This is a genomic window from Variovorax sp. YR566, assembly GCF_051992195.1.
Lineage (GTDB): Bacteria > Pseudomonadota > Gammaproteobacteria > Burkholderiales > Burkholderiaceae_C > Variovorax.
Window position 1 is genome coordinate 2,686,062 of sequence record NZ_CP197092.1, and the last position, 20,888, is coordinate 2,706,949.

General features: G+C 67.8%; 21 protein-coding genes. 9 read left to right on the plus strand and 12 right to left on the minus strand.

The window, feature by feature from the left end; translation table 11 throughout:
• The first annotated feature begins 30 nt into the window (after nt 1-30).
• Entirely contained in the window at nt 31-960 is a 930-nt protein-coding gene (locus ACTG4X_RS12580) for a LysR substrate-binding domain-containing protein (protein ID WP_440533919.1), read from the plus strand.
• Nucleotides 961-964: 4 nt separating this feature from the next.
• Here ACTG4X_RS12580 and ACTG4X_RS12585 read toward each other — a convergent pair whose 3' ends face one another.
• A complete protein-coding gene (locus tag ACTG4X_RS12585; protein WP_440533920.1) occupies nt 965-1,219 on the minus strand; it encodes a DUF1488 family protein in 255 nt (84 codons plus the stop codon).
• Between the two features lie 149 nt (nt 1,220-1,368).
• Between ACTG4X_RS12585 and ACTG4X_RS12590 the strand changes: the two genes are divergently transcribed.
• Both ACTG4X_RS12590 and ACTG4X_RS12595 read left to right on the plus strand, forming a co-directional pair.
• Nucleotides 1,369-2,031, plus strand: a complete 663-nt coding sequence (locus tag ACTG4X_RS12590; protein ID WP_440533921.1) for a suppressor of fused domain protein — start codon at nt 1,369-1,371, stop codon at nt 2,029-2,031.
• Nucleotides 2,028-2,450, plus strand: a complete 423-nt coding sequence (locus ACTG4X_RS12595; RefSeq protein WP_440533922.1) for a TfoX/Sxy family protein — start codon at nt 2,028-2,030, stop codon at nt 2,448-2,450. The genes ACTG4X_RS12590 and ACTG4X_RS12595 overlap by 4 nt, the downstream gene beginning before the upstream one ends.
• Here the strand turns inward: ACTG4X_RS12595 and ACTG4X_RS12600 are convergent.
• Genes ACTG4X_RS12600 through ACTG4X_RS12610 form a run of 3 tightly spaced genes read right to left on the minus strand, consistent with a single transcriptional unit; the run spans nt 2,435 to nt 5,754 of the window.
• Nucleotides 2,435-4,831: an ATP-binding cassette domain-containing protein gene (locus ACTG4X_RS12600; protein WP_440533923.1), complete on the minus strand. Its 2,397-nt coding sequence runs from the start codon at nt 4,829-4,831 to the stop codon at nt 2,435-2,437. The genes ACTG4X_RS12595 and ACTG4X_RS12600 overlap by 16 nt on opposite strands.
• 34 nt (nt 4,832-4,865) lie before the next feature.
• Nucleotides 4,866-5,276, minus strand: a complete 411-nt coding sequence (locus ACTG4X_RS12605) for a VOC family protein (RefSeq protein WP_093079807.1) — start codon at nt 5,274-5,276, stop codon at nt 4,866-4,868.
• Nucleotides 5,277-5,286: 10 nt separating this feature from the next.
• Nucleotides 5,287-5,754: a helix-turn-helix transcriptional regulator gene (locus ACTG4X_RS12610; RefSeq protein WP_426392283.1), complete on the minus strand. Its 468-nt coding sequence runs from the start codon at nt 5,752-5,754 to the stop codon at nt 5,287-5,289.
• Nucleotides 5,755-5,860: 106 nt separating this feature from the next.
• Between ACTG4X_RS12610 and ACTG4X_RS12615 the strand changes: the two genes are divergently transcribed.
• On the plus strand, nt 5,861-7,048 hold the full coding sequence (locus ACTG4X_RS12615; protein ID WP_440533924.1) for a DUF418 domain-containing protein: 1,188 nt from the start codon (nt 5,861-5,863) through the stop codon (nt 7,046-7,048).
• A gap of 16 nt (nt 7,049-7,064) precedes the next feature.
• Here ACTG4X_RS12615 and ACTG4X_RS12620 read toward each other — a convergent pair whose 3' ends face one another.
• Genes ACTG4X_RS12620 through ACTG4X_RS12635 form a run of 4 tightly spaced genes read right to left on the minus strand, consistent with a single transcriptional unit; the run spans nt 7,065 to nt 11,887 of the window.
• Entirely contained in the window at nt 7,065-7,466 is a 402-nt protein-coding gene (locus tag ACTG4X_RS12620; RefSeq protein ID WP_440533925.1) for a YbaN family protein, read from the minus strand.
• 7 nt (nt 7,467-7,473) lie between these two features.
• A complete protein-coding gene (locus ACTG4X_RS12625) occupies nt 7,474-8,547 on the minus strand; it encodes a mechanosensitive ion channel family protein (protein WP_093057906.1) in 1,074 nt (357 codons plus the stop codon).
• Nucleotides 8,547-10,799 (minus strand): FUSC family membrane protein, encoded by a 2,253-nt coding sequence (locus ACTG4X_RS12630; protein WP_440533926.1) that lies wholly within the window; start codon nt 10,797-10,799, stop codon nt 8,547-8,549. Before ACTG4X_RS12630 ends, ACTG4X_RS12625 begins: the two co-directional genes overlap by 1 nt.
• Before the next feature lie 2 nt (nt 10,800-10,801).
• Complete coding sequence (locus ACTG4X_RS12635) at nt 10,802-11,887, minus strand: inositol monophosphatase family protein (RefSeq protein WP_093057904.1); 1,086 nt, start codon at nt 11,885-11,887, stop codon at nt 10,802-10,804.
• 112 nt (nt 11,888-11,999) lie between these two features.
• Here ACTG4X_RS12635 and ACTG4X_RS12640 point away from each other — a divergent pair, with 112 nt between their 5' ends.
• Both ACTG4X_RS12640 and cysE read left to right on the plus strand, forming a co-directional pair.
• Complete coding sequence (locus ACTG4X_RS12640; protein WP_093057903.1) at nt 12,000-12,731, plus strand: RNA methyltransferase; 732 nt, start codon at nt 12,000-12,002, stop codon at nt 12,729-12,731.
• An 84-nt stretch (nt 12,732-12,815) separates the two neighbouring features.
• The gene (gene cysE, locus ACTG4X_RS12645) at nt 12,816-13,586 is read left to right on the plus strand and encodes a serine O-acetyltransferase (protein WP_093177697.1); all 771 of its coding nucleotides are present in this window, start codon (nt 12,816-12,818) and stop codon (nt 13,584-13,586) included.
• Nucleotides 13,587-13,608: 22 nt separating this feature from the next.
• Here the strand turns inward: cysE and cadR are convergent, their stop codons facing one another.
• Entirely contained in the window at nt 13,609-14,079 is a 471-nt protein-coding gene (cadR, locus tag ACTG4X_RS12650) for a Cd(II)/Pb(II)-responsive transcriptional regulator (RefSeq protein ID WP_097199486.1), read from the minus strand.
• 70 nt (nt 14,080-14,149) lie between these two features.
• Here cadR and ACTG4X_RS12655 point away from each other — a divergent pair, with 70 nt between their 5' ends.
• Complete coding sequence (locus tag ACTG4X_RS12655; protein WP_440533927.1) at nt 14,150-16,447, plus strand: heavy metal translocating P-type ATPase; 2,298 nt, start codon at nt 14,150-14,152, stop codon at nt 16,445-16,447.
• 16 nt (nt 16,448-16,463) lie between these two features.
• On the opposite strand, the gene ACTG4X_RS12660 is transcribed toward ACTG4X_RS12655, so the two are convergent.
• Nucleotides 16,464-17,036 (minus strand): carboxymuconolactone decarboxylase family protein, encoded by a 573-nt coding sequence (locus ACTG4X_RS12660; protein ID WP_440533928.1) that lies wholly within the window; start codon nt 17,034-17,036, stop codon nt 16,464-16,466.
• Between the two features lie 126 nt (nt 17,037-17,162).
• Between ACTG4X_RS12660 and ACTG4X_RS12665 the strand changes: the two genes are divergently transcribed.
• Together ACTG4X_RS12665 and ACTG4X_RS12670 are read left to right on the plus strand one after the other, a co-directional pair.
• Nucleotides 17,163-17,480, plus strand: a complete 318-nt coding sequence (locus tag ACTG4X_RS12665; protein ID WP_093057898.1) for a winged helix-turn-helix transcriptional regulator — start codon at nt 17,163-17,165, stop codon at nt 17,478-17,480.
• Nucleotides 17,481-17,516: 36 nt separating this feature from the next.
• Nucleotides 17,517-18,770, plus strand: a complete 1,254-nt coding sequence (locus tag ACTG4X_RS12670) for a cation:proton antiporter (RefSeq protein ID WP_440533929.1) — start codon at nt 17,517-17,519, stop codon at nt 18,768-18,770.
• On the opposite strand, the gene ACTG4X_RS12675 is transcribed toward ACTG4X_RS12670, so the two are convergent.
• Nucleotides 18,767-20,101: a heavy metal sensor histidine kinase gene (locus ACTG4X_RS12675; protein ID WP_440533930.1), complete on the minus strand. Its 1,335-nt coding sequence runs from the start codon at nt 20,099-20,101 to the stop codon at nt 18,767-18,769. The genes ACTG4X_RS12670 and ACTG4X_RS12675 overlap by 4 nt on opposite strands.
• Nucleotides 20,098-20,775: a heavy metal response regulator transcription factor gene (locus ACTG4X_RS12680; RefSeq protein WP_093057895.1), complete on the minus strand. Its 678-nt coding sequence runs from the start codon at nt 20,773-20,775 to the stop codon at nt 20,098-20,100. The genes ACTG4X_RS12675 and ACTG4X_RS12680 overlap by 4 nt, the downstream gene beginning before the upstream one ends.
• Nucleotides 20,776-20,888 lie beyond the last annotated feature (113 nt).

Consider the following 20,888-nt stretch of genomic DNA (forward strand, 5'->3'; position numbering starts at 1 on the left):
TCAAATGGCCGCTCGCTCAAGGAAAGCCCCATGTCAGCCATGAACTTTGCGCGCCTGAAGCTGCGCCATCTGCAATGCCTCGTGATGGTGGCGCAGGAGCGCAACCTCGTGCGCGCGGCCGAGGCGCTGTCGCTCACGCAGCCGGCGGTGTCCAAGACCGTCGCCGAGCTGGAAGAGATCGTCGGCCGCCAGCTGCTGCTGCGCCGCCGCCGCGGCGTGGAGCTCACGCCGGCCGCCGAGGTGCTGGTGCGCCATGCCGTCTCTGCCCTGCGCGGCCTGCGCGAAGGCATGGGCCTGGCCATGGACCAGCCCGAGGCCGACCAGTTGCGCGTGGCCGTTGGCGCCTTGCCGAACATGGTGGCCAACCTGCTGCCCGAAGCCGTCGCCCTGCTGAACGAAGCGCACCCCGCGCTGCGCGTGCGCGTGGTGAGCGGCACCAATGCGCAGCTCATGACGCAGCTGCGCCAGGGCGAAATCGACGTCGTGCTCGGTCGCCTCGCGCAAGCCTCGGCCATGGCTGACCTGGCCTTCGAACAGCTCTTCAGCGAGCCCCTGCTGCTGGTGGTGCGCCCCGGCCATCCGCTCGCGTCACGGCGCAAGCCGACGCTCGACGCGCTGGCCGCGCACCCGCTGGTGCTGCCGGTGTCGGGCACGCTCATCAGGCACACGGCCGATGCCTTCCTGATCGCGCAAGGCCTGGCGCTGCCCAACCGGCTGGTGGAGGCGACCGACACGAGCTTCGTGGTGGGGCTGCTGCAGCGCTGCGACGCAGTATGGTTCGCGCCGCAAGGAGCGGTAGAAGGCTTCATCGCGCGCGGCGAGTTGAAGCGCGTGGCCATCGACACGTCGAGCACCGAAGGCCCGGTCGGGTTCACGGTGCGCCGCAGCGGCGAACTGGGGGAGGGCGCGCGGCTGCTGCTCGCAACGATCCGCGGGATCGTGCTCAAGCGAAAGGGTTGAGGCCCTAGGCGGGAGCCTTGAGGTCGTTTTCCCGCAGCATCACGGGCTCCATCGAGCCCTGTGCCAGCCGGCGCCGCACGGCCGCGTCGATTTCCTGGGCATGAAGGCCGTAGGTGTTCAGCGGGTCGGCGTCTTCGCCGGTGCGGTAGTGATAGCGCAGGGTTTCCCTTCCGATGCTCGCGTTCACGTCGCGGCCTTCCACCGCCACCGAAAAGCGCACCGTGCCCGAAGCGTCGTGGAAGAAGGCGGCGTCAGCCATCGCAAGGCCTGGTGTGTGTCATGGGAGTCCTTTCGGTGATGCGCAGAAAGACATCCGCGTGGGGCACTCTAGTCCTTAATGCCGGTGGCGTCTGTCCGGTCTCACGCTTATGCTCTCGCCGGCATGGACATACAGAGGAGGAGCAGCCGATGAGTTCGTTGGAAGAAGTCTGGGCCTACCGCGAGGAGACCCTTTACCCGCAGCTGTTCGGTGAAAAGCACAACGGCATCTTCGTGCTGGACCACGACGACTTCACGTCGCTGGGCGCCGAAAACGTCGATCCGCGCTGGCTGCACCTCGGCGTGTTCGAGTTCGAGCCGACGCCCACGCGCAACTCGTGGCTCTACGTCACTTCGGGCGGATCGACGCCCTGGGAGACGGAGCCTGCCGACTACAACCCCGAGGAATATTCATGGCTAGGCTCCGAGCTGGTCATCGAGGTGCCCTCGCAGCCCAAGGACCAGTGGCCGATCAAGCTGCTGCGCCGGCTGCTGGCCTACAACGTGCTGCTCGCGCACGGGCAATTCGGTGAAGACAAACCGCTGCTCGACTACGGAGGCCGCATCCCCATCGGCGATGTGATCCGCGAGAAGGGCGCCATCGGCCTGCGCTGCGTCGTGCTGGCGGAGCCGAAGCACTATCCCGCCACGGCGCAGCTGGCCTCGGGCCAGTTCGACTTTCTTCATGTCGTGGGCATTACCGATTCGGAAAAGGACTGGGCCAGGGCGCACAGCTCTGAAGCGCTGCTCCGGCTGCTCGAAGTGCACGGCGGCTTCCCCGTGACGGACCCGCGACGCAAGGCCGTCGCATGAGCCGTGCAAAAGGAGCTACAGCCGCACCAACAAAGTCCGAACCGTCGCGTGAGCGTGCGCTCGAGCTGGCCGAGTCGCTGCATGCGATGGGCCCGATCGAGGTCAAGCGCTTCTTCGGCGGCTTCGGGCTGGTCATGCAGGGCGTGCAGTTCGCCTTCGTCATGAAGAGCACGCTCTACTTGCGAGTGGACGACACCACCCGCCCGGAGTTCGAACGCATCGGGGCGACGCCTTTCACGTATGCCACGCGCGTCTCGAACGTCAAGGTGGCGAGCTACTACCAGGCGCCGGTCGATGCGATGGACGATCCGCACGTGCTGCGCGAATGGGCCGTGAAGGCGTATGCGAGCGCGGTGGGCGCGCAGCGGCCGAAGCCCGCCGCGCCGCGCAAGAAGCGCTCCGCTCAGGCGCCGACGTAGGCCGCGAGATGCTCGCCCGTGAGGGTGGAGCTGGCGGCGACGAGGTCAGCAGGCGTGCCCTCGAACACGACCCGGCCGCCGTCATGCCCGGCGCCGGGGCCGAGATCGATGATCCAGTCGGCGTGCGCCATCACCGCCTGGTGGTGCTCGACGACGATGACTGACTTGCCTGCATCCACCAGCCGGTCGAGCAGGCCGAGCAGTTGCTCGACGTCGGCAAGGTGCAGGCCGGCGGTCGGCTCGTCGAGCACGTACACGCCGCCTTTCTCCGCCATATGAGTGGCCAGCTTGAGCCGCTGCCGCTCGCCGCCCGACAGCGTGGTGAGCGGCTGGCCCAGGCTGAGGTAGCCGAGCCCGACGTCGGCCAGCCGGTCGAGGATGGCGTGCGCAGCCGGCGTGCGGGCATCGCCAGCGCCGAAGAACTCTTTGGCTTCAGTCACCGACATCGCGAGCACTTCGCTGATGTCGCGCCCGCCGAAGTGATGCTCGAGCACCGAGGCGTGGAAGCGCTTGCCCTCGCACTCTTCGCAGGTGGTGGCAACGCCGGCCATCATCGCGAGGTCGGTGTAGATGACGCCCGCGCCGTTGCAGGCGGGGCAGGCGCCCTCGGAGTTGGCGCTGAAGAGCGCCGGCTTCACGCCGTTGGCCTTTGCGAACGCATTGCGGATCGGGTCGAGCAGCCCGGTGTAGGTGGCAGGGTTGCTGCGCCGCGAGCCGCGGATCGAGCCCTGGTCTACCGACACCACGCCCGCGCCGGCAGGAATCGATCCGTGCACGAGCGAGCTCTTGCCGGAGCCGGCCACTCCCGTCACGACGACCAGCACGCCGAGCGGTACATCGACGCTCACGTTGCGCAGGTTGTGCGTCTTCGCGCCGCGAATCGGCAGCTTGCCCGTCGGCTTGCGCACCTTTTTCTTGAGGGCGGCCCGGTCGTCGAGGTGCCGGCCGGTGAGGGTGTTGCTGGCCCGCAACGCCTCGACGGTGCCCTCGAAGCAGACGGTGCCGCCGGCAGTGCCCGCACCGGGGCCGAGGTCGACGACGTGGTCGGCGATGGCGATGGCCTCCGGCTTGTGCTCCACCACGAGCACGGTGTTGCCCTTGTCGCGCAGCCGCAGCAACAGGCTGTTCATGCGCTGGATGTCGTGGGGGTGCAGCCCGATGGTCGGCTCGTCGAAGACGTAGGTCACGTCGGTGAGCGAGGAGCCGAGGTGGCGAATCATCTTCGTGCGCTGCGCCTCGCCGCCCGAGAGCGTGCCCGAGGGCCGGTCGAGGCTCAGGTAGCCGAGCCCGATTTCCACGAACGAGTCGAGCGTGTGTGCCAGCTTGGCGAGCAGCGGCGCCACCGATGGCTCGTCGAGGCCGCGCACCCATTCGGCCAGGTCGCTGATCTGCATGGTGCAGGCATCGGCGATGTTGATCTTCTTGATCTTCGAAGACCGGGCCGCCTCGCTGAGCCGGGTGCCTTCGCACTCGGGGCAGGTGCTGAACGTTACCGCGCGCTCCACGAAGGCACGGATGTGCGGCTGCATGGCATCGACGTCTTTCGCGAGGAAAGACTTCTGCACCTGCGGAATCAGCCCCTGGTAGGTGAGGTTGATGCCATCGACCTTGATCTTGGTCGGCTCCTTGTGGAGCAGGGCGTCGAGCTCTTTCTTGGTGAACTTGCGGATCGGCTTGTCGGGGTCGAAGAAGCCGCAGCCGTTGAAGATGCGGCCGTACCAGCCCTCCATGCTGAAGCCGGGAATGGTGAGCGCGCCTTCGTTGAGCGACTTGCTGTCGTCGTAGAACGCCGTCAGGTCGAAGTCGGTAACGGCGCCCCGGCCTTCGCAGCGCGGGCACATGCCTCCGGTGCGGTTGAAGCTTTGCTTCACGGTCTTGCTGGCACCGCGTTCGACGGTGATGACGCCGGTCGCCTTGACCGATGGCACGTTGAAGGCAAAGGCGCTTGGCGAGCCGATGTGCGGTTTGCCGAGGCGGCTGAAAAGAATGCGCAGCATCGCGTTGGCGTCAGTCGCGGTGCCAACGGTGGAACGTGGGTCGCCGCCCATGCGCTCCTGGTCCACGATGATCGCGGTCGTCAGGCCGTCGAGCACGTCGACCTCGGGCCGCGCCAGCGTTGGCATGAAGCCCTGCACGAAGGCGCTGTAGGTTTCGTTGATGAGCCGCTGCGATTCCGCGGCGATGGTGCCGAACACCAGCGAGCTCTTGCCCGAGCCGGAGACGCCGGTGAACACGGTCAGCCGCCGCTTCGGCAGCTCGACGCTGATGTCCTTGAGGTTGTTCACGCGCGCGCCCTGCACGCGGATCAGGTCGTGGTGGTCGGCGGCTTGGGGTGCGTTCTTCTGCGTGTCCTTCGAGTCCTTCTTTGGGGTCTTGCTCATCGTGTCTCCGTGTCTCCGTCTTTGGGGTGATGGGTCAGCGCAGTTGCTGGATGCGGATCATGTTGCCCGCCGGGTCGCGCACGGCGCAGTCGCGAACGCCGTAGGGCTGTTCGGTCGGCTCTTCGACGATCTCGGCCTTGGCGGCCTGCAGCCGCGCGAAGGCGCCGTCGAGGTCCTTGGTGGCAAACAGGATCGTGGCGTAGGTGCCCTTGGCCATCATCTCGGCGATGGTGCGGCGCTCGTCGTCGGTGAGGCCGGGCGTGGCAGCCGGCGGATACAGCACGATCGAAATGCCGGGCTGGCCTGCGGGGCCGATCGTGATCCAGCGCATGCCGCCGTATCCGACGTCGTTGCGAATCTCGAAGCCGAGGGTGTCGCGGTAGAAGGCCAGCGAGGTTTCCGGGTCGTCGTGCGGGAGGAAGGTCGAGTGGATGGTGATGTTCATGGCGATAGTGCTAGGTAGGCAGGGGTGGCGATGCTAGCTGCGGCTCCGGGGTCGGCGCTTCTCGATTCCTGATCGGTCGTGTCACCTGCTTGGCCACGCATGAAGGCATTCCCTCGGTCGCGCTCGCTTCCTGGCGCCGGTAGCTGCCGGGCGGCATGCCGACGAGTTCGGTGAAGCGGGTGGTGAAGGTGCCCAGCGATCCGCAGCCGACCGCGAAGCAGACCTCGGTAACGCTGAGGTCGCCGCGCCGCAGCAGCGCCATGGCGCGCTCGATGCGCCGCGTCATCAGGTAGGCATACGGCGGCTCGCCGTAGGCGATGCGGAACTGGCGGCTGAGGTGCCCGGCCGACATGCCCGCGTCGCGCGCGAGCGTTTCAAGGTCCAGTGGCTGCGCGTATTCGCGGTCGATCCGGTCGCGAACGCGGCGCAGCCGTGCGAGGTCGCGCAGTTGCTGCGCAGCGGTGGGTCTGCTGGTCATCCGGCGGATCGTGCCACGGTGCGCCGCAGTGCTCAAGCCGAGTGGGGCGTTCGAGATCAAGGGGCTTTTGAATCGCAGATCGGCCGCTTGGTCTAATGGTGGAGTCATGAGAAAAGTCGACCCTGAACGCCAGTCGCTGGTCGACGCCCTGCGCGGCTTCGCGCTGCTGGGCATCCTTGTCGTGAACATCGCGAGCTTTTCCTCGACCTACTACGGCGTCGGCGTGCCCGATCCGATGGCGCAATCGGCACTGGAGCGCGCGGCCCTGCTCGTCAGGACGCTGGTGTTCGAGACCAAGTTCTACCTGCTGTTCTCCTTTCTCTTCGGCTACAGCTTCACCTTGCAGATGCGCGCGGCCGAACGCGACGGCAAGCCCTTCGCGCCGCGCTTGCTGCGGCGCCTGGGGGCGCTGTGGGTCATCGGCCTGTTGCATGCTGTGGTGCTCTATCACGGCGACATCCTCACCACCTATGCGGTGCTGGGCGCGGTGCTGCTGATGCTGCGGCGGCGCAGCGATGTGTTCCTCGCGCGCTGCGCGGTCGGGCTGGTGCTGGCGACGGCGCTGCTCTGGGCCGGCATCGGCTATCTGTGGGCGCTGGCCGGCATTCCGCAGGACACGATGCGCAATGCCTACGGCGAGGCGGCTGCGGCACTGGGGGCCTATCGCGGAACGCCCGCCACGGTGATCGTCCAGCACCTGCGCGAGCTGTCGCAGATCTGGTGGGTCACGGGGCTTGTGCAGGCGCCGACGGCGCTGGCGATGTTCTTCGCGGGCTTCATCGCCGGGCGGCGCGGGCTCTTCGCAAATGCCGATGCGCATCGCGCGCTGTTCCGGCGATTGCTGTTCTGGGGGCTGGCCATCGGGCTGCCGGGGGCCCTGGTGTATGCCTTTCCATCGATACGGCTGGACAACGCCGTCCGCGAGCTCTACGGCCTCGCGGCCACGCTGCTGACGGCGCCTTTTCTTGCCGCCGCCTATGCGTCTGGCCTGGTGCTGCTGATGCAGACGCCGCGCGGCCGCATGCTGGAAAGCCTGCTGGCGCCGGCGGGGCGCATGGCGCTGACCAACTACCTGATGCAGTCGCTGGTGTGCGCATGGCTCTTCCTGGCGTACGGGCTGCGCTGGATCGGCACGGTCGGCCCGCTCGCGGCAACGGCCATCGCCTTCGCGATCTTCGCGGCGCAGCTGGTGCTGAGCCGCTGGTGGATGAGCCGCTTCGTCTACGGGCCGGTGGAGTGGCTGCTGCGCGCGTTCACGAACCTCGCGCTTCCTGCGATGCGCCGCAGGCGCTGATCCCCGATCGCAGCGTTTACGGTGGCGGAAGTGGCCGCGACCACAGCCACGCCAGCACCGTCGCCATGCACGCGATGGCCAGTACGGCGAGCAAGGTGCGGTGTGCGGTGAAAGAAACGATCACCGCGCACACCGCCATCGTTGCCGTCGCGCTCCACTTGGCGCGGCGGCTCACGGTACGGCCGTTGGCCCAGTTGTGCAGCAGCGGGCCGAACAGGCGGTGATTCAGCAGCCAGGCGTGCAGCCGCGGCGAGCTGCGGGCGGCGGCCCAGGCGGCCATCAGGATGAACACCGTCGTCGGCATGCCGGGCACGACGACGCCGATGAGACCGAGCACCAGGCACAGCAGCGCAAAGCCGTACAGCAGGGCCCGCGTGAGCGCGGAGTTCCGTTCGGGGGCTGGCGGCTCTGGCTTCAAGGCTGGATCAGGCCACAGCCTGCTGGTGTTCGCGCTCCTGGTTGCCTTCGCTCGCGATGCGCGTCTTCGGCAGGAACTGCGGGTACTCGCGCTGCATGAAATCGATCAGCCCCTCGCGCACGCTGCAGCGCAGGTCGAAGGCCAGCCCCGAGGTGGCGGCGGTGCAGAGCACGCGGACCTGCATGGTGCGCTCGGTGGCGTCGGTCACGCGCAGGTTGAAGAAGCGGCCGTCCCACTCGGGCGCGGCCTTCACGATGCGCTCTGCCTCTTCGCGCAGCGGCGCGAGCGGCATGCCGTAGTCGACGTAGATGAAGACCGAGCCGAGCAGCTGGGCCGAGTGACGCGTCCAGTTCTGGAACGGCTTCTCGATGAAATAGGTGAGCGGCAGGATCAGGCGCCGGTCGTCCCAGATGCGGATGACGACGAAGGTGCCGGTGATTTCTTCGACGCGGCCCCATTCGCCTTCGACCACCAGCACGTCGTCGATGCGGATCGGCTGCGCCAGCGCAATCTGCAGGCCGGCGATGAGGTTGCTGAACACCGGCTTGGCCGCAAGACCGGCCACGATGCCGATCACGCCGGCCGAGGCCAGCAGGCTCGCGCCCACCTGGCGCGCGCCGGGAAAGGTCATGAGCATCATCGCGCCGCCGGCCACCACGACCACTGTCATGGCGGTGCGCGCGAGCACGCGGGTCTGCGTGAGCACGCGGCGGGCCTGCAGGTTGTCGGCGATGTCGGAGGGGTTCTGCGCCAGCACGCCGTCGGCGAAACCGCTGATGGCCTTCACCGTGAGCCAGGTGGCGGCGGCGATGAGCAGCAGTCCGTTGAGGTGGCGAACGTTGCCGATGAAGCGAAGGTCGTCAGGCGCCGCCTGGAAGATGAGCAGCAGCGCCACCAGCGGCAGCACGAGCCGCGCCGGCGCGTTGCAGTTGATCACCATCGCGTGCACCGTGGGCACGGGGCGGGTGATGCGCTTCAGCACAAGGCCGCCGATGCGGTGAACCAGAAGAGCGAGCGGGATGGCGACGAGGATGGCAATCCATGTGCCGAACCAGGGGTGGGCAAGTATCTCTTTGGTCATCAGGCGGTGGTCGTCGTGGCTGCTGTTGTCTCGTTCAGGGGTTGAAGAATTCGCGCCGCGTCGTCGCGCAGCTGCGTGGCCAGGGCCGTGGCCAGGTCGAGCCGGCGCAGCAGCCAGGGGCTGATGTCGTTGTCGAACGGGTCGGGCAGGGGGATCGGGCCACCGACGGTGGTCGAGCCGGCGCTCTCGGGGTGAGAGGGGCCGGTGGTGGGAGTGGTTCCGATGGCCGCCTCGATGCGTTGGGCGGTGCGGCTGATGGGGCCTTCGACCTCTGCCGGCGTGAGGCGGTCGCGCCGCAGCACGAGCATCGACTTCACCGCGCTCAGTTGCGCGAGCAGCTGGTAGCTGTGGGCCTGCAGGTGTTCGAGCGGCTCCAGCGGCGGCTGCACCGCGCGCGGCTCCGACAGCGAGCGCTGCGTGGCCTGCACCAGCGCCGAGAGGCTGTCGTAGGCCTCGCGGCGCGCGAGACGCCATTCGAGTTCGGGGCTGCTGTCGATGGCCTGCAGCTGGCCCAGGCCGAGCGCCAGGCGCGCATGCCGGGCCTGCGCGGTGAGCACGCGCGACACCAGCGCCGGAATCTGCGTGCGTTCCCACGAGGGCAGCACGTAGCAGAAGCCCCAGGCCAGCGCGGCGCCGATGAGCGTGTCGGCGATGCGCTCGAACAGCGCGAAGATGGGCGCTACGCCCACGTTCAGCATGTGGGCCTGCACCAGGCCGAGCACGGTGGCGGCCACGGCGGTGATGAGATAGCGCCGCACCGCGAAGCTGTGCGCAATGGCCTGCGCCACGGTCACGATCACCAGCAGCATCAGCGCCGAAGGGTGCGCTGACAGCAACCCCACCGCGAGCACGCAGCCCAGCAGCGTGCCGGCCACGCGCGCGTTGCGCCGCTCCAGCGTCTGCGAGAGGCTGCCGCGCAGCACGACCACGATGGTCAGCAGGATCCAGTAGTCGTGAGAGCCCCAGGGCATCGACACGGCGATGGCGTAGCCCGCGGCAATGGCCAGCGCCGCGCGAATGGCGTGGCGCAGCGGCGGCTGGTCCCAGCGCCACAGCGTGAGGAAGGGGCGCAGCGACCAGTCGGTCGGGCTCACGAACAGCTGCCAGTTGGCGCGCACCACGGCAAGGTTGGGCTCGGCATCGCCGCGCGCCATGGCCGACAGGCGCAGCACCTCGTCGTTGATGTGGCCGATGCGGCTGGCCAGTCCGCGAGCGAGCATGGCGGCCGTGGGACCGATGTGGCCGCCGCCTCCACCGTGCATGTTTGCGCTGTCGTCCGCCGAGACGTGGATGGCCGCGAGGCGCGGGCGCCGGTCGGCCACGGCTTCGGGGTGGCGGCCCATCATGAGGGCGTCGGCCAGCGCGATGGTTTCGTCGGCGAGTTCTTCGAGCACGCAGCGCATTTCGATCAGCGCCTCGGCATGCGCGGGGTGTGCGCGCAGGGTGTCGAGGTCGAGCTCGCTGGCCAGCAGCTGGTCGCGCATTTCGAGCACGATCACCAGCATGGCGGCCAGGCGCTGGCGGCGCGGGGTGCGCGGCGATTCGAGCACGATGTCGCGCGTGGCCTGCAGCTGGTCGGCCAGCGCGGCCTGCTCACGCAGCAGCTGGCCCAGTACCGGCGCGGGGGTGTCGCGCACGTCGCGGGTTTCGTCCTGCGGCAGGAACTGGCTGGCCTCGGTGCGCATGAGCGCGGCCAGCGAATACAGCACGTCGGCCACCGACTGGGTGCGAAAGCGCCCGTTGAGCGCCAGGTTGGCGAGCGTGGCCCAGATCACGTACAGGCCCGCGCCCAGGCCGAAGTGCCAGGTGCGCTCCAGCGCGTCGGCCATGCCGGTGGGCGCTGGCGTGGCCATGGAGAAGACCATCGAGAACATCACCGCGATGGCGATCGGGATGCCCCGCTTGCCCCAGGCCATGGCCAGGAAGGCCATGAAGGTGGCGGGCACCAGCAGAAGCCCGAGGCGGATTGGCGCAGTGTGCAGTATCTGCACGGCAAAGAACAGCGGCAGGCCGATGAGCGGCGCCGGCAGCATCTGGAAGAACTTGCCGCGGCGCGGGCCGGGCAGGTCGGGCGGCGCGGTGACGATCACGCCGGTGGCGGCGGCCGAGGCCGCGATGGTGCCGAGCCAGAAGTGGATGCCGCCCGAGATGAACAGCAGGCCCAGCGCGACGGTGAGCCCGCTCGCGACGTAGTGGCTCAGCGCAATGCGCAGAGCGGCACGAACGCGGGGCGCGGCGTTGGGCCCCAGCATCGTCACTTGGCGGAAGCGTCGCCCTCGCGGGGCTGGGAAGGCTGGGAAGACTGGGGAGAGGCACCGTTGGCGGGCGCGTCACGGCGCACGCGCGTGAGCTTGCGGGGAGCGGGCTTCGCTTCGGCAGCGGCCGGGGTGGCGCCTTCGGCAGCTTCGTCGGCAAAGTCGACCACGGTGCTGCGGGCGTAGAGGTCAGCCGAGGCATCGTCCGCGTTCGACTTGGTCGAGGCGGACACGGCGCGCACGCGGTCGCTGGCGCGCAGCTTGTCGTCGACGTTGGCGAACTTGGAGTACTTGGCGAGCAGCGGCACCAGCTGGCCATAGATGCGCGGGGCGCCGGCCAGGCATTCGCGCTGTTCGAGGAATTCGGGCTCGCCCGTGAAGTTGCCGATGAGGCCGCCGGCCTCGGTGACCAGCAGCGAACCCGCGGCCACGTCCCAGGGGTTCAGGCCGGTTTCGAAGAACGCGTCGGTGAAACCGGCGGCCACGTAGGCCAGGTCGAGCGCGGCGGCGCCGGGGCGGCGCAGGCCGGCCGCGCGGGGCATCATGTCCGCCATGATGGCCAGGTACTGCTTGAAGTTGTCGCCGGTGCGGAACGGGAAGCCGGTGGAAATCAGGCACTCGTTGAGGCGGGTGCGCTTCGAGACGCGTATGCGGCGCTCGTTCATGTAGGCGCCGCGGCCCTTGGTGGCGGTGAACAGGTCGTTGCGGGTGGGGTCGTAGACCACAGCCTGCTCGATCTTGCCGCGCACCGACAGTGCGATGGACACGCAGTACACAGGGAAGCCGTGGATGAAATTGGTGGTGCCGTCGAGCGGATCGATGATCCAGACGTAGTCGGAGTCTTTGGCGCCGTATTCGGTGCCCGATTCTTCAGCCAGGATGCCGTGCCCCGGGTATGCGCCAAGCAGCGTCTCGATGATCGCTTTTTCGCTGGCGTGATCGACTTCGGTGACGAAGTCGTTGACCTGCTTCTGGGAGATGCGCACGGCCTCGACGTCGAGGGCGGCGCGGTTGATGATCGCGCCGGCGGCGCGTGCGGCCTTGACGGCCACGTTGAGCATGGGATGCAGGTTGGGGGACGACATTCTGGATTGTGAGAAGAACGGTGGGGTTGGTCCCCCGGAGGCGACCCGGCGATGCGGGCGGCGAGAATCGGGCATTTTACCGGCTCCGCCCGTTAGTGTCTCCAAACCCGCCATGCGCACCCGTTTCATCCTGATCCAGACCAGTCACGCCGGCAATGTGGGCGCCGCCGCCCGCGCCATGAAAACCATGGGTTTCGACGACCTCGTGCTGGTGGCGCCCCGCTGGGCCAACGTGCTGCGGCGCGAGGAAACCATCCAGCGCGCGAGCGGCGCGCTCGACGTGCTGACCAACGCCCGCATCGTCGAAACGCTGGACGAAGCCCTGGACGGCGTGACCCACCTGTGCGCCACGGCCATGATTCCGCGCGACTTCGGCCCGCCCACCCGCACGCCCCGGGAGCACCTGGAGCCGCTGGCGAAGCAGGGCGACCAGCACGTGGCTTTCCTGTTCGGCTCCGAGCGTTTCGGCATGCGGAACGAAGACGTCTACCGCTGCAACGTGGCGCTGAGCATCCCGACCGATCCGAAATTCGGCTCGCTGAACCTGGGCGCGGCAATCCAGGTGGTTGCTTATGAATGGCGGCTGGCGCTCGGCGGCTACGAGGTGCGCGAGGCCATCAACCCGGTGCAGGCGGCCGATGCGCAGGCGGTGGCCGGCATGCTCGACCATTGGGAGCGCTCCCTCGTGGAGATCGGCTTTCTCGACCCCGAGGCGCCCAAGAAGCTGATGCCGAGGCTGCAGCAGCTCTTCAACCGCGCCCAGCCCACGCCGGAAGAGATCCACATCCTGCGCGGCATCGCCAAGGCCATGAGCGACGCCACCCGCCCGCCGCGAGGCTCGTAGCCTTTTAAAACCTTATCGCCTGTAAGCGATGACGGCGGGTTATAGACTGCCCGCCCCATATCGATATAACGACAAAAGGCAGCGATGTTCTCTCGACTGCGCGCCGACATCCGGTGCATCCTCGAACGCGACCCGGCCGCCCGCAGCGCCTGGGAAGTGATCACGGTCTACCCCGGCTTCCATGCCGTGGTGCTGCATCGCTGGGCGCACGCCTGTTGGACGCATGGCTTCAAGTGGCCCGCCCGCTTCATCGCGCACTGGGCGCGCTGGATGACCGGCATCGAGATTCACCCGGCGGCCAAGATCGGCGAGCGGGTGTTCTTCGACCATGCCATGGGCGTGGTGGTCGGCGAAACGGCCGAGATTGGCGACGGCTGCACGATCTACCAGGGCGTGACGCTGGGCGGCACCTCGCTCTACAAGGGCACCAAGCGGCATCCGACGCTGGGGCGCAATGTGGTGGTGAGCGCGGGGGCCAAGGTGCTGGGCGGGTTCGTCGTCGGCGACGGCGCGAAGATCGGCAGCAATGCGGTGGTCATCAAGCCGGTGCCGGCAGGGGCGACGGCGGTGGGCATTCCCGCGCGCATCATCCCGTCGAAGACCGACGAGAGCGCCGATGTGGCCGAACCGCAGAAGTTCTCGGCCTATGGCATCACGCAGGACGACGATCCGCTGAGCCAGGCGCTGCGCGGGCTGGTCGACAGCGCATCAGGGCAGGAGCACCAGATCGCGCTGCTGTGGCAGGCCATCGAGAAGTTGTCGGCGCAGCCCGGCACCAAGGACTGCGTGCCCGGCGACGCGGCACGCGACGAGAGCTTCGAGGCGGACAAGCTCACGCAGCTCATCGGCAAATAGCAAGCCCGGTCGGTCGGCCTGACTAGCCGGCGCGCTTGGCGGGCGCGTGCAGCGCCCCATGCACGTGGCCTGCGTGCTGACTGAAGGCCTCGGGTGCGAGCGCGGCGGTGTCCAGCTCCTGCAGGATGCCGCAGGCGCTTGCCGATTCGGGGCCGCAGCACTGTTGGCGCAGCGCCTTCAACTGCTTTTCCAATGTCTTGAGCTCGGTGATGCGCGCGGCCACGTGGCCGATGTGGTCGTCCAGCAGCTGGTTGACCTCGCCGCAGTCTTCCTGTGGTGCGTCGCGAAATTTCAGCAGGCTGCGGATCTCGTCGAGGGTCATGTCCAGCGAGCGGCAACGGCGGATGAAACCCAGGCGCTGGGCGTGGTCTTCGTCGTAGATGCGGTAGTTGCCGTCGGTGCGCGCGGGCTCGGGCAGCAGTTGCTCGCGCTCGTAGTACCGGATGGTTTCGACCGGCGTGTTCGCGACCTTGGCCAGTTCACCGATTTTCATGATGCGGCAAATGTACGAGTGGAAATGAGCGGTTGACTCTACACCTGCTTCAGGGTTTCCAATCGATTCCATGACGAATCAGACCACTCTGAACCCGGTCACTCCGGCCCTTCACCCGCACGATCACGACCATGGTCACAGCCATGCGCACGGACACACGCATGCGCATGCCCCGGCCGAAACCTCCTGCTGCGGCAACCCGGTCTGCGGCTCGTCGCCAGCCGTCGTCGACACGGCCGACATCCCGAAGGGCGCCTTGCTCTTTCGCATTCCCACGATGGATTGCGCCGTCGAAGAGTCCGAGATCCGCCGCGCGCTGGAGCCGGTAGCCGGTGTGCAGGGCCTGCGCTTTCGCCTTGGCGAACGCACGATGGCGATCACGGCTGATGCCGCCGCCTTGCCCCTGGCGCTCGATGCAATCCGCAAGGCCGGCTTCAAGCCCGAGCCTGTAGTCGAAGCGACAGGCGCGAAACTCGTCGCGCCGGCGCGCATTGCGGGCATGAGCATGGGCCTCGCGCGCCTCGTCGCCGCATTGGTGCTGGCCATCGCGGCCGAGTCGATCTCCTTCATGGGGCTCGAGGGCAAGGGCTTCATGGCCGCCGAGATGGCGCTCGCGCTGGGCGCCATCGGCCTTGCCGGACTCGACACCTACAAGAAGGGCTTCGGCGCATTGGTGCGCGGGCGCCTCAACATCAACGCCCTGATGGCCGTGGCCGTGACGGGCGCTTTCATCATCGGCCAGTGGCCCGAAGCCGCGATGGTGATGGCGCTCTATGCGATTGCCGAGCTCATCGAAGCCCGCGCCGTGGACCGCGCGCGCAACGCCATCCAGAGCCTGCTGGCACTTGCGCCCGAGCAGGCCGAGGTGAAGCAGGCCGACGGCAGTTGGAAGACTGTGATGGCCGACACCGTGGCACTCGACGCCATCGCGCGCATCCGCCCCGGCGAACGCGTGCCGCTCGACGGCATTGTCACCGCCGGCATCAGCGCCATCGACCAGGCACCGGTCACGGGCGAGAGCATTCCGGTCGACAAGACCATCGGCGACGCCGTGTTCGCAGGCACCATCAACCAGACCGCCGCGCTGGAATTCCGCGTGACGGCCGTGGCGGCCAACACCACGCTCGCGCGCATCATTCACGCGGTCGAAGAGGCACAGGGCTCCCGCGCGCCGACGCAGCGCTTCGTCGACAGGTTTGCCGCCATCTACACGCCCACCGTCTTCGTGCTGGCGCTGGCCGTCGCGACGCTCACGCCGCTGTTCATGGACTGGACCTGGCTGCAGGCCATCTACAAGGCGCTGGTGTTGCTGGTCATCGCATGCCCGTGTGCGCTGGTGATCTCCACGCCCGTCACGGTGGTGAGTGCGCTCGCATCGGCCGCGCGGCGCGGCATCCTCATCAAGGGCGGCACGTATCTCGAAGAAGCGCGCAAGCTCAAGGCTGTGGCGCTCGACAAGACCGGCACGATCACCGAAGGCAAGCCGAAGCTTGTGGAGTCCGTGCTGATCGACGCATCGGGCAACGAGGCAACGGTGTTCGCCATTGCCGCCAGCATCGCGGGTCGCTCGGACCACCCCGTGTCGAAGGCCATTGCCGAAGGCTTGAAGGGGCAGCGAGACGAGGTCGGCGACTTCACCGCGCTGCCCGGCCGCGGTGTGCAGGCCACGCACGCGGGGCAGGCCTACGTGCTCGGCAACCACCGCCTGATCGAGGAACGTGGCCTGTGCACGCCGTCGCTCGACGCCGAATTGAAGCGCCATGAAGAAGCGGGCCGCACTGTCACGCTGCTGGCATCGGACAAGGCCGTGCTCGCGCTGTTCGCCGTGGCCGACACCATCAAGGAATCGTCGCAGGCAGCGGTGGCGGAGTTGCGCGCGCTTGGCGTCGTGCCCGTGATGCTCACCGGCGACAACACCGCCACCGCGAAGACCATCGGCGCCCACGCCGGCATCGACGACGTGCGCGGCAACCTGCTGCCCGAGGAAAAGCTCGACGCCATCAAGGCCATGCAGCAGCGCTACGGCGCGGCCGCGATGACCGGCGACGGCATCAACGATGCCCCCGCGCTCGCGCAGGCCGACATCGGCTTCGCGATGGGTGGGGCCGGCACCGACACCGCGATGGAAGCGGCCGACGTGGTCATCATGAACGACGACCTGCGCCGCATCCCCGAGACCATCCGCCTTTCGCGCCGCGCGCACTCGGTGCTGTGGCAGAACATCACGCTCGCGCTGGGCATCAAGGGCGTGTTCTTCGTGCTCGCCGTGTTCGGCAGCGCGACGATGTGGATGGCGGTGTTCGCCGATATGGGTGCGAGCCTGCTGGTGGTGGCGAACGGGCTGCGGTTGATGCGCGTGCCGAAATAGGTCGTTGCTGTCTGCCTTACCAGCGTGCCGCCCACTTCTCCAGCGGCACGCGCGCCGCATTGCACACATAGCTCACCGAGTGATACCAGCCCGCGAGCATCATCAGCTCGACCAGCTGCGCGTGGCTCCAGTGTGCGTTCAAGGCTTCCCAGAGCGCATCGTCCACGTCGCTGGTGTCGTGCAGCTGGTCGACCATCGACACCAGCAGCCGGTCGCGCGGCGCGAGCAATGAGAGATCACCGTCTGGCGAGGCCATCACCCGCCGGTCGGTCTCGCTGAAGCCGGCCGCGTCTGCGAAGCCTGCCCAGTGCACACCCCATTCGTACTCCGCGCCGCAGCGGGCGCAGACCCGCAGGATCACGATCTCGCGTTCGCGCAGGCTGATGGCTGCCTTGCGGCCCAGCAGGTAGCGACCCAGGTCGAGCGTGCGCTCGGCCAGCGCGGGGTTCACGGCCATCACGCGGAACAGCGCGAGAACTTCGGGCGCCTGCGGCGGCGTCATGCGTGTGAGCAGATCGCCGATGGGTTCGGGGTAGGGGGCTTCGAGCGGGGGGATCCTCGGCGCGCGGTTCGCGGCTGTCTCGGCCATGGGTGATTCCTTCGATGAAGTGGACGAAGTCGCTACGGAAAGCGTAGCGATCGGGTGCAGTCTATCGCTACGAAATGCGTAGCGCAAGGACGTACACTCGCCAATCAGTCATTCGAAGGATTCGGCATGGAAGACGCACAACCCACGGCATCGCGCCGACCCATCATGCGGCTGCTGGAGCAGCTCGGCCGCAAGGGCACGCTGCGCATCCTGTGGGAGCTGCGCGACGGCCTGCCGCAGAGTTTCAGGGCGCTGCGCGTCAGCACGGACGACATGTCGCCCTCGGTGCTGAACGACCGGCTCAAGGAGCTGCGCGCCGTCGGAGTGGTCGAGCTCGCCGACGCGGGCTATGTGCTCACCGAGTCGGGCAGCGAACTCGTCAAGCGCCTCACGCCGCTGAACCAGTGGGCCAACCGCTGGCTCGACGACGCGGCTTCGAACTAACATCGGCCGAATTTCTTCACCGATTCCAACCCCTCGATGTCCGTCACTTCGCTCCTGCTGCAGCTCATCGTCATCCTGGCCACCGCGCGTTTGTGCGGGTGGGTGCTTCGCCATGTGGGGCAGCCCGGCGTGGTCGGCGAGATGGCGGCGGGGCTGATGCTCGGGCCGGTCGTCATGGGCGCGCTGTTTCCTTCGCTGCATGCGCAGCTGTTTTCCAAGGAGTCGCTGCAGGGGCTCTCATCGTTGTCGACGCTGGGGCTGGTGCTGTTCATGTTCGTGGTCGGCCTGGAGCTGCGGGCGTCGCAGGGCGTGCGTGAGCAGCTTCGCTCGGCGGGTTACGTGGGTGTGCTGAGCGTGGTTGTGCCAATGGCGCTGGGCATCGCGATTGCGCCGGCGCTGCATCCCTCGCTTGCGCCGGCCGGCGTCGGCTTCTGGCCGTTTGCGCTGTTCATCGCGGCGGCGCTGTCGATCACGGCCTTCCCCGTGATGGCGCGCATCCTGAAAGACCGCGGCATGACGCGCACGCCCTTCGGTCAGCTGTCGCTGGGCGCTGCGGCCGTGGTCGACGTGTTCGCCTGGATCCTGCTGGCCTTCGTGGTCGCGATGGTCGGCGCGGGCGAGGGCTACCAGGGCCTGCTCAAGACCACGCTGGGCATGGCGGTGGTGCTGCTGGCGCTGTTCTTCGGGCTCAAGCCGGCCTTCGCACGGCTGCTGCGCGCCAAGGCGCCCGAGGGCGAACCATCGACCACCGTGATGGCGGCGCTGATGCTCGGCCTGCTGGCGACGGCGCTGGTCACCGAGTGGCTGCACCTGCACGCGGTGTTCGGCGCCTTCCTGTTCGGCGCTTGCCTGCCGCGCGACGACCGGCTGCTGAAGTCGCTCACCGAACGCATCGAGCCGATCTCCATCGTCGTGCTGATGCCGCTGTTCTTCGCGCTGGCGGGGCTGGGCACCACGTCAAACGCTTTTTCGGGCGCGAGCCTCGGCGCGATGCTGCTGATCGTGGGCGTTGCCACCGTCGGCAAGATCGCCGGCGGCGCAGCCGGCGCGCGCATGGCGGGCTACGGCTGGCGCGACAGCCTGGCCACCGGCTCGCTGATGAATGCGCGCGGGCTGATGGAACTCATCGTGATGAAGATCGGCCTCGACGCGGGCCTGATCGGCCCGGAGCTTTTCACGATGCTGCTGGTGATGGCGCTCGTGACTACGGCGATGACGGGGCCGCTGATCAACCTGTTCATCGGCCGCAAGGCAGCGGTTGCGGCAGATGCCGCGCACGCCAAGCCCTAGTCCCGGTCGCTGCTGCGCCGCACCGTGAACCCGATGCGTGTCTCGCCGCCCTGGCTGGCCGCGAACACGCGCCCGCCGTGCATGCGCGCGATGGCTTCCACGATCGACAGGCCCAGGCCGTGGTGCCGGGTCGAGCCGTCCCGCGCCTGCGCCACGCGGTAGAAGCGCTCGAACAGGCGGGGCAGGGCGGCAGGGTCGATCGGCTCGCCACGGTTGACGGCCGCGACTGCGAATTCATCGTCGTTCTCTACTCCGATCTCGATGCGAATCGTCGAAGCCGGCGCCGCGAAGCGGATCGCATTGCCCAGCAGGTTGAAGAGCGCGCGCCGGACAAGCGCGGCGTCCACGTCGGCCATGGCGTCGCCCTTCACTTCCGCACGCAGGCCGGCTTCTTCCAGCATGGCGTCGTAGAAGTCGATCACGTCGCCAGCCTGCACCGCCAGGCTCGTCACCGCCCGCGTGCGCATCGGCGCGCCGCGCTCGGCCTGCGAGAGAAACAGCATGTCGGTGACGATGCCCGAGAGCCGGCCGATCTCTTCGAGGTTGGAGGCGAGCACGGTCTGCAGCTCTTCGTTGCTGCGCGGGCGCGTGAGCGCGAGTTCGGTGGAGCCGATCAGGTTGGCCAGCGGTGTGCGCAGCTCGTGCGCCACGTCGGCGTTGAATGATTCGAGCTGCACGTAGGCGCGTTGCACCCGCAGCAGCAACGCGTTGAACTGCGTGATCCATGGGCGCAGCTCTTCGGCGAAGTCCATCGCGTCGATGGGGCGGTTGGCCTTGTCGGGCGCCATTGCAGCGGTGCGCTGGGCCAGCGCCTTGAGCGGGCGCAGGCCGCGCCGCACCAGCCACATGCCCGTGAGCGAGACCAGCGCCGTGCCCAGCACGACGGCGCTCAGCAGCGTCCACGCGAGCCGTTCGAGCAGGCGGGCTTCCTGTGCCGTGTTCACGCCGAGCTGCACCTGCAGCTGCGTCGTCAGGCCACTCTGCTGCCAGGGCACCACGAGGTCGCGCCGCATCCAGCGGCCGCCGGCCGTGGGACTGGACTGGAACAGCTGCTTGCCCGCATGCGAGATCGACAGGCTCACGTCGTCCTGCATCGAGAAGAAGTCGTCGAGCTTGTGCCGCAGGAAGACGAGGTCGCCGCCTTTCTCTGCCTCTTTCAGCAGGTGCTCCACCAGCACTGCCTTCTGGTTGAGCTCCTCTTCCTGTTTCTGTCCGAAGCTCCAGGCCGTGACGAGGTAGATGGCGAAGCAGATCACGCTGAGCCCGAACAGGGTCTGCGCGGCGAACCAGAGCGACAAGCGGCTCTGGAGTGAGTGCGGCCGGGCGGTCAAGACCAGGAGCGGTCTTCGAGGACGTAGCCCATGCCGCGCACGGTGTGCAGCAGCTTCACCTCGAACGGGTCGTCGAGCTTGCTGCGCAGGCGCCGGATGGCCACTTCGACCACGTTGGTGTCGCTGTCGAAGTTCATGTCCCACACCTGCTCGGCAAGCGTGGTGCGCGACAGGATCTGGCCGCGCCGGCGCAGCAGCACCAGCAGCAGCGTGAACTCCTTGGCCGTGAGGTCGAGGCGCGTGCGGTTGCGCACGCACTTGCGGCTGAGGAGGTCGACCTCCAGGTCGGCCAGCCGCAGCACGGTCGATTCCTGCGGCTTGCCGCGTCGCAGCAGGGCCTGCACACGGGCCAGCAGTTCGGAGAAGGAGAAGGGCTTGACGAGGTAGTCGTCCGCGCCCTGTTGCAGCCCCTGCACGCGGTCTTCGACCTTGTCGCGCGCCGTGAGCACCAGCACGGGCACGTTCTTTGTGCGCCGGATGGCCTGCAGCACGGCAAAGCCGTCGATGCCGGGGAGCATCACGTCGAGCAGGACCAATGCGTATTCCCCCTCTGTGGCGAGGTATCTCCCCTCGATGCCGTCGCGGGCGATGTCCACGACGTAACCGTTCTCCTCCAGCCCCTTTTTTAGGTAGTCGCCTAGTTTGGGCTCGTCTTCGATGACAAGTATTCTCATTGCCGCATGGTATCGAAGCACTTTCAATAAGCGGGTTACGTTTCGGTAATCCTATTGACGGACAAAACCCTGCCCCTGTGTCATACATTGCGCCGGGCCTGCATTTCGAAGGG

Bases quoted from the DNA above. Each gene is read 5' to 3' on its own strand.
- ACTG4X_RS12585 (WP_440533920.1), bottom strand. From the start codon at position 1,219: ATGGCTGACGCCGCCTTCTTCCACGACGCTTCGGGCACGGTGCGCTTT.
- ACTG4X_RS12660 (WP_440533928.1), bottom strand. From the start codon at position 17,036: ATGGCCGAGACAGCCGCGAACCGCGCGCCGAGGATCCCCCCGCTCGAA.
- ACTG4X_RS12600 (WP_440533923.1), bottom strand. From the start codon at position 4,831: ATGAGCAAGACCCCAAAGAAGGACTCGAAGGACACGCAGAAGAACGCA.
- ACTG4X_RS12640 (WP_093057903.1), top strand. From the start codon at position 12,000: ATGCGCACCCGTTTCATCCTGATCCAGACCAGTCACGCCGGCAATGTG.
- ACTG4X_RS12615 (WP_440533924.1), top strand. From the start codon at position 5,861: ATGAGAAAAGTCGACCCTGAACGCCAGTCGCTGGTCGACGCCCTGCGC.
- ACTG4X_RS12590 (WP_440533921.1), top strand. From the start codon at position 1,369: ATGAGTTCGTTGGAAGAAGTCTGGGCCTACCGCGAGGAGACCCTTTAC.
- ACTG4X_RS12625 (WP_093057906.1), bottom strand. From the start codon at position 8,547: ATGACCAAAGAGATACTTGCCCACCCCTGGTTCGGCACATGGATTGCC.
- ACTG4X_RS12665 (WP_093057898.1), top strand. From the start codon at position 17,163: ATGGAAGACGCACAACCCACGGCATCGCGCCGACCCATCATGCGGCTG.
- ACTG4X_RS12680 (WP_093057895.1), bottom strand. From the start codon at position 20,775: ATGAGAATACTTGTCATCGAAGACGAGCCCAAACTAGGCGACTACCTA.
- ACTG4X_RS12610 (WP_426392283.1), bottom strand. From the start codon at position 5,754: ATGACCAGCAGACCCACCGCTGCGCAGCAACTGCGCGACCTCGCACGG.
- ACTG4X_RS12630 (WP_440533926.1), bottom strand. From the start codon at position 10,799: ATGCTGGGGCCCAACGCCGCGCCCCGCGTTCGTGCCGCTCTGCGCATT.
- ACTG4X_RS12580 (WP_440533919.1), top strand. From the start codon at position 31: ATGTCAGCCATGAACTTTGCGCGCCTGAAGCTGCGCCATCTGCAATGC.
- cysE (WP_093177697.1), top strand. From the start codon at position 12,816: ATGTTCTCTCGACTGCGCGCCGACATCCGGTGCATCCTCGAACGCGAC.
- ACTG4X_RS12595 (WP_440533922.1), top strand. From the start codon at position 2,028: ATGAGCCGTGCAAAAGGAGCTACAGCCGCACCAACAAAGTCCGAACCG.
- ACTG4X_RS12655 (WP_440533927.1), top strand. From the start codon at position 14,150: ATGACGAATCAGACCACTCTGAACCCGGTCACTCCGGCCCTTCACCCG.
- cadR (WP_097199486.1), bottom strand. From the start codon at position 14,079: ATGAAAATCGGTGAACTGGCCAAGGTCGCGAACACGCCGGTCGAAACC.
- ACTG4X_RS12605 (WP_093079807.1), bottom strand. From the start codon at position 5,276: ATGAACATCACCATCCACTCGACCTTCCTCCCGCACGACGACCCGGAA.
- ACTG4X_RS12670 (WP_440533929.1), top strand. From the start codon at position 17,517: ATGTCCGTCACTTCGCTCCTGCTGCAGCTCATCGTCATCCTGGCCACC.
- ACTG4X_RS12635 (WP_093057904.1), bottom strand. From the start codon at position 11,887: ATGTCGTCCCCCAACCTGCATCCCATGCTCAACGTGGCCGTCAAGGCC.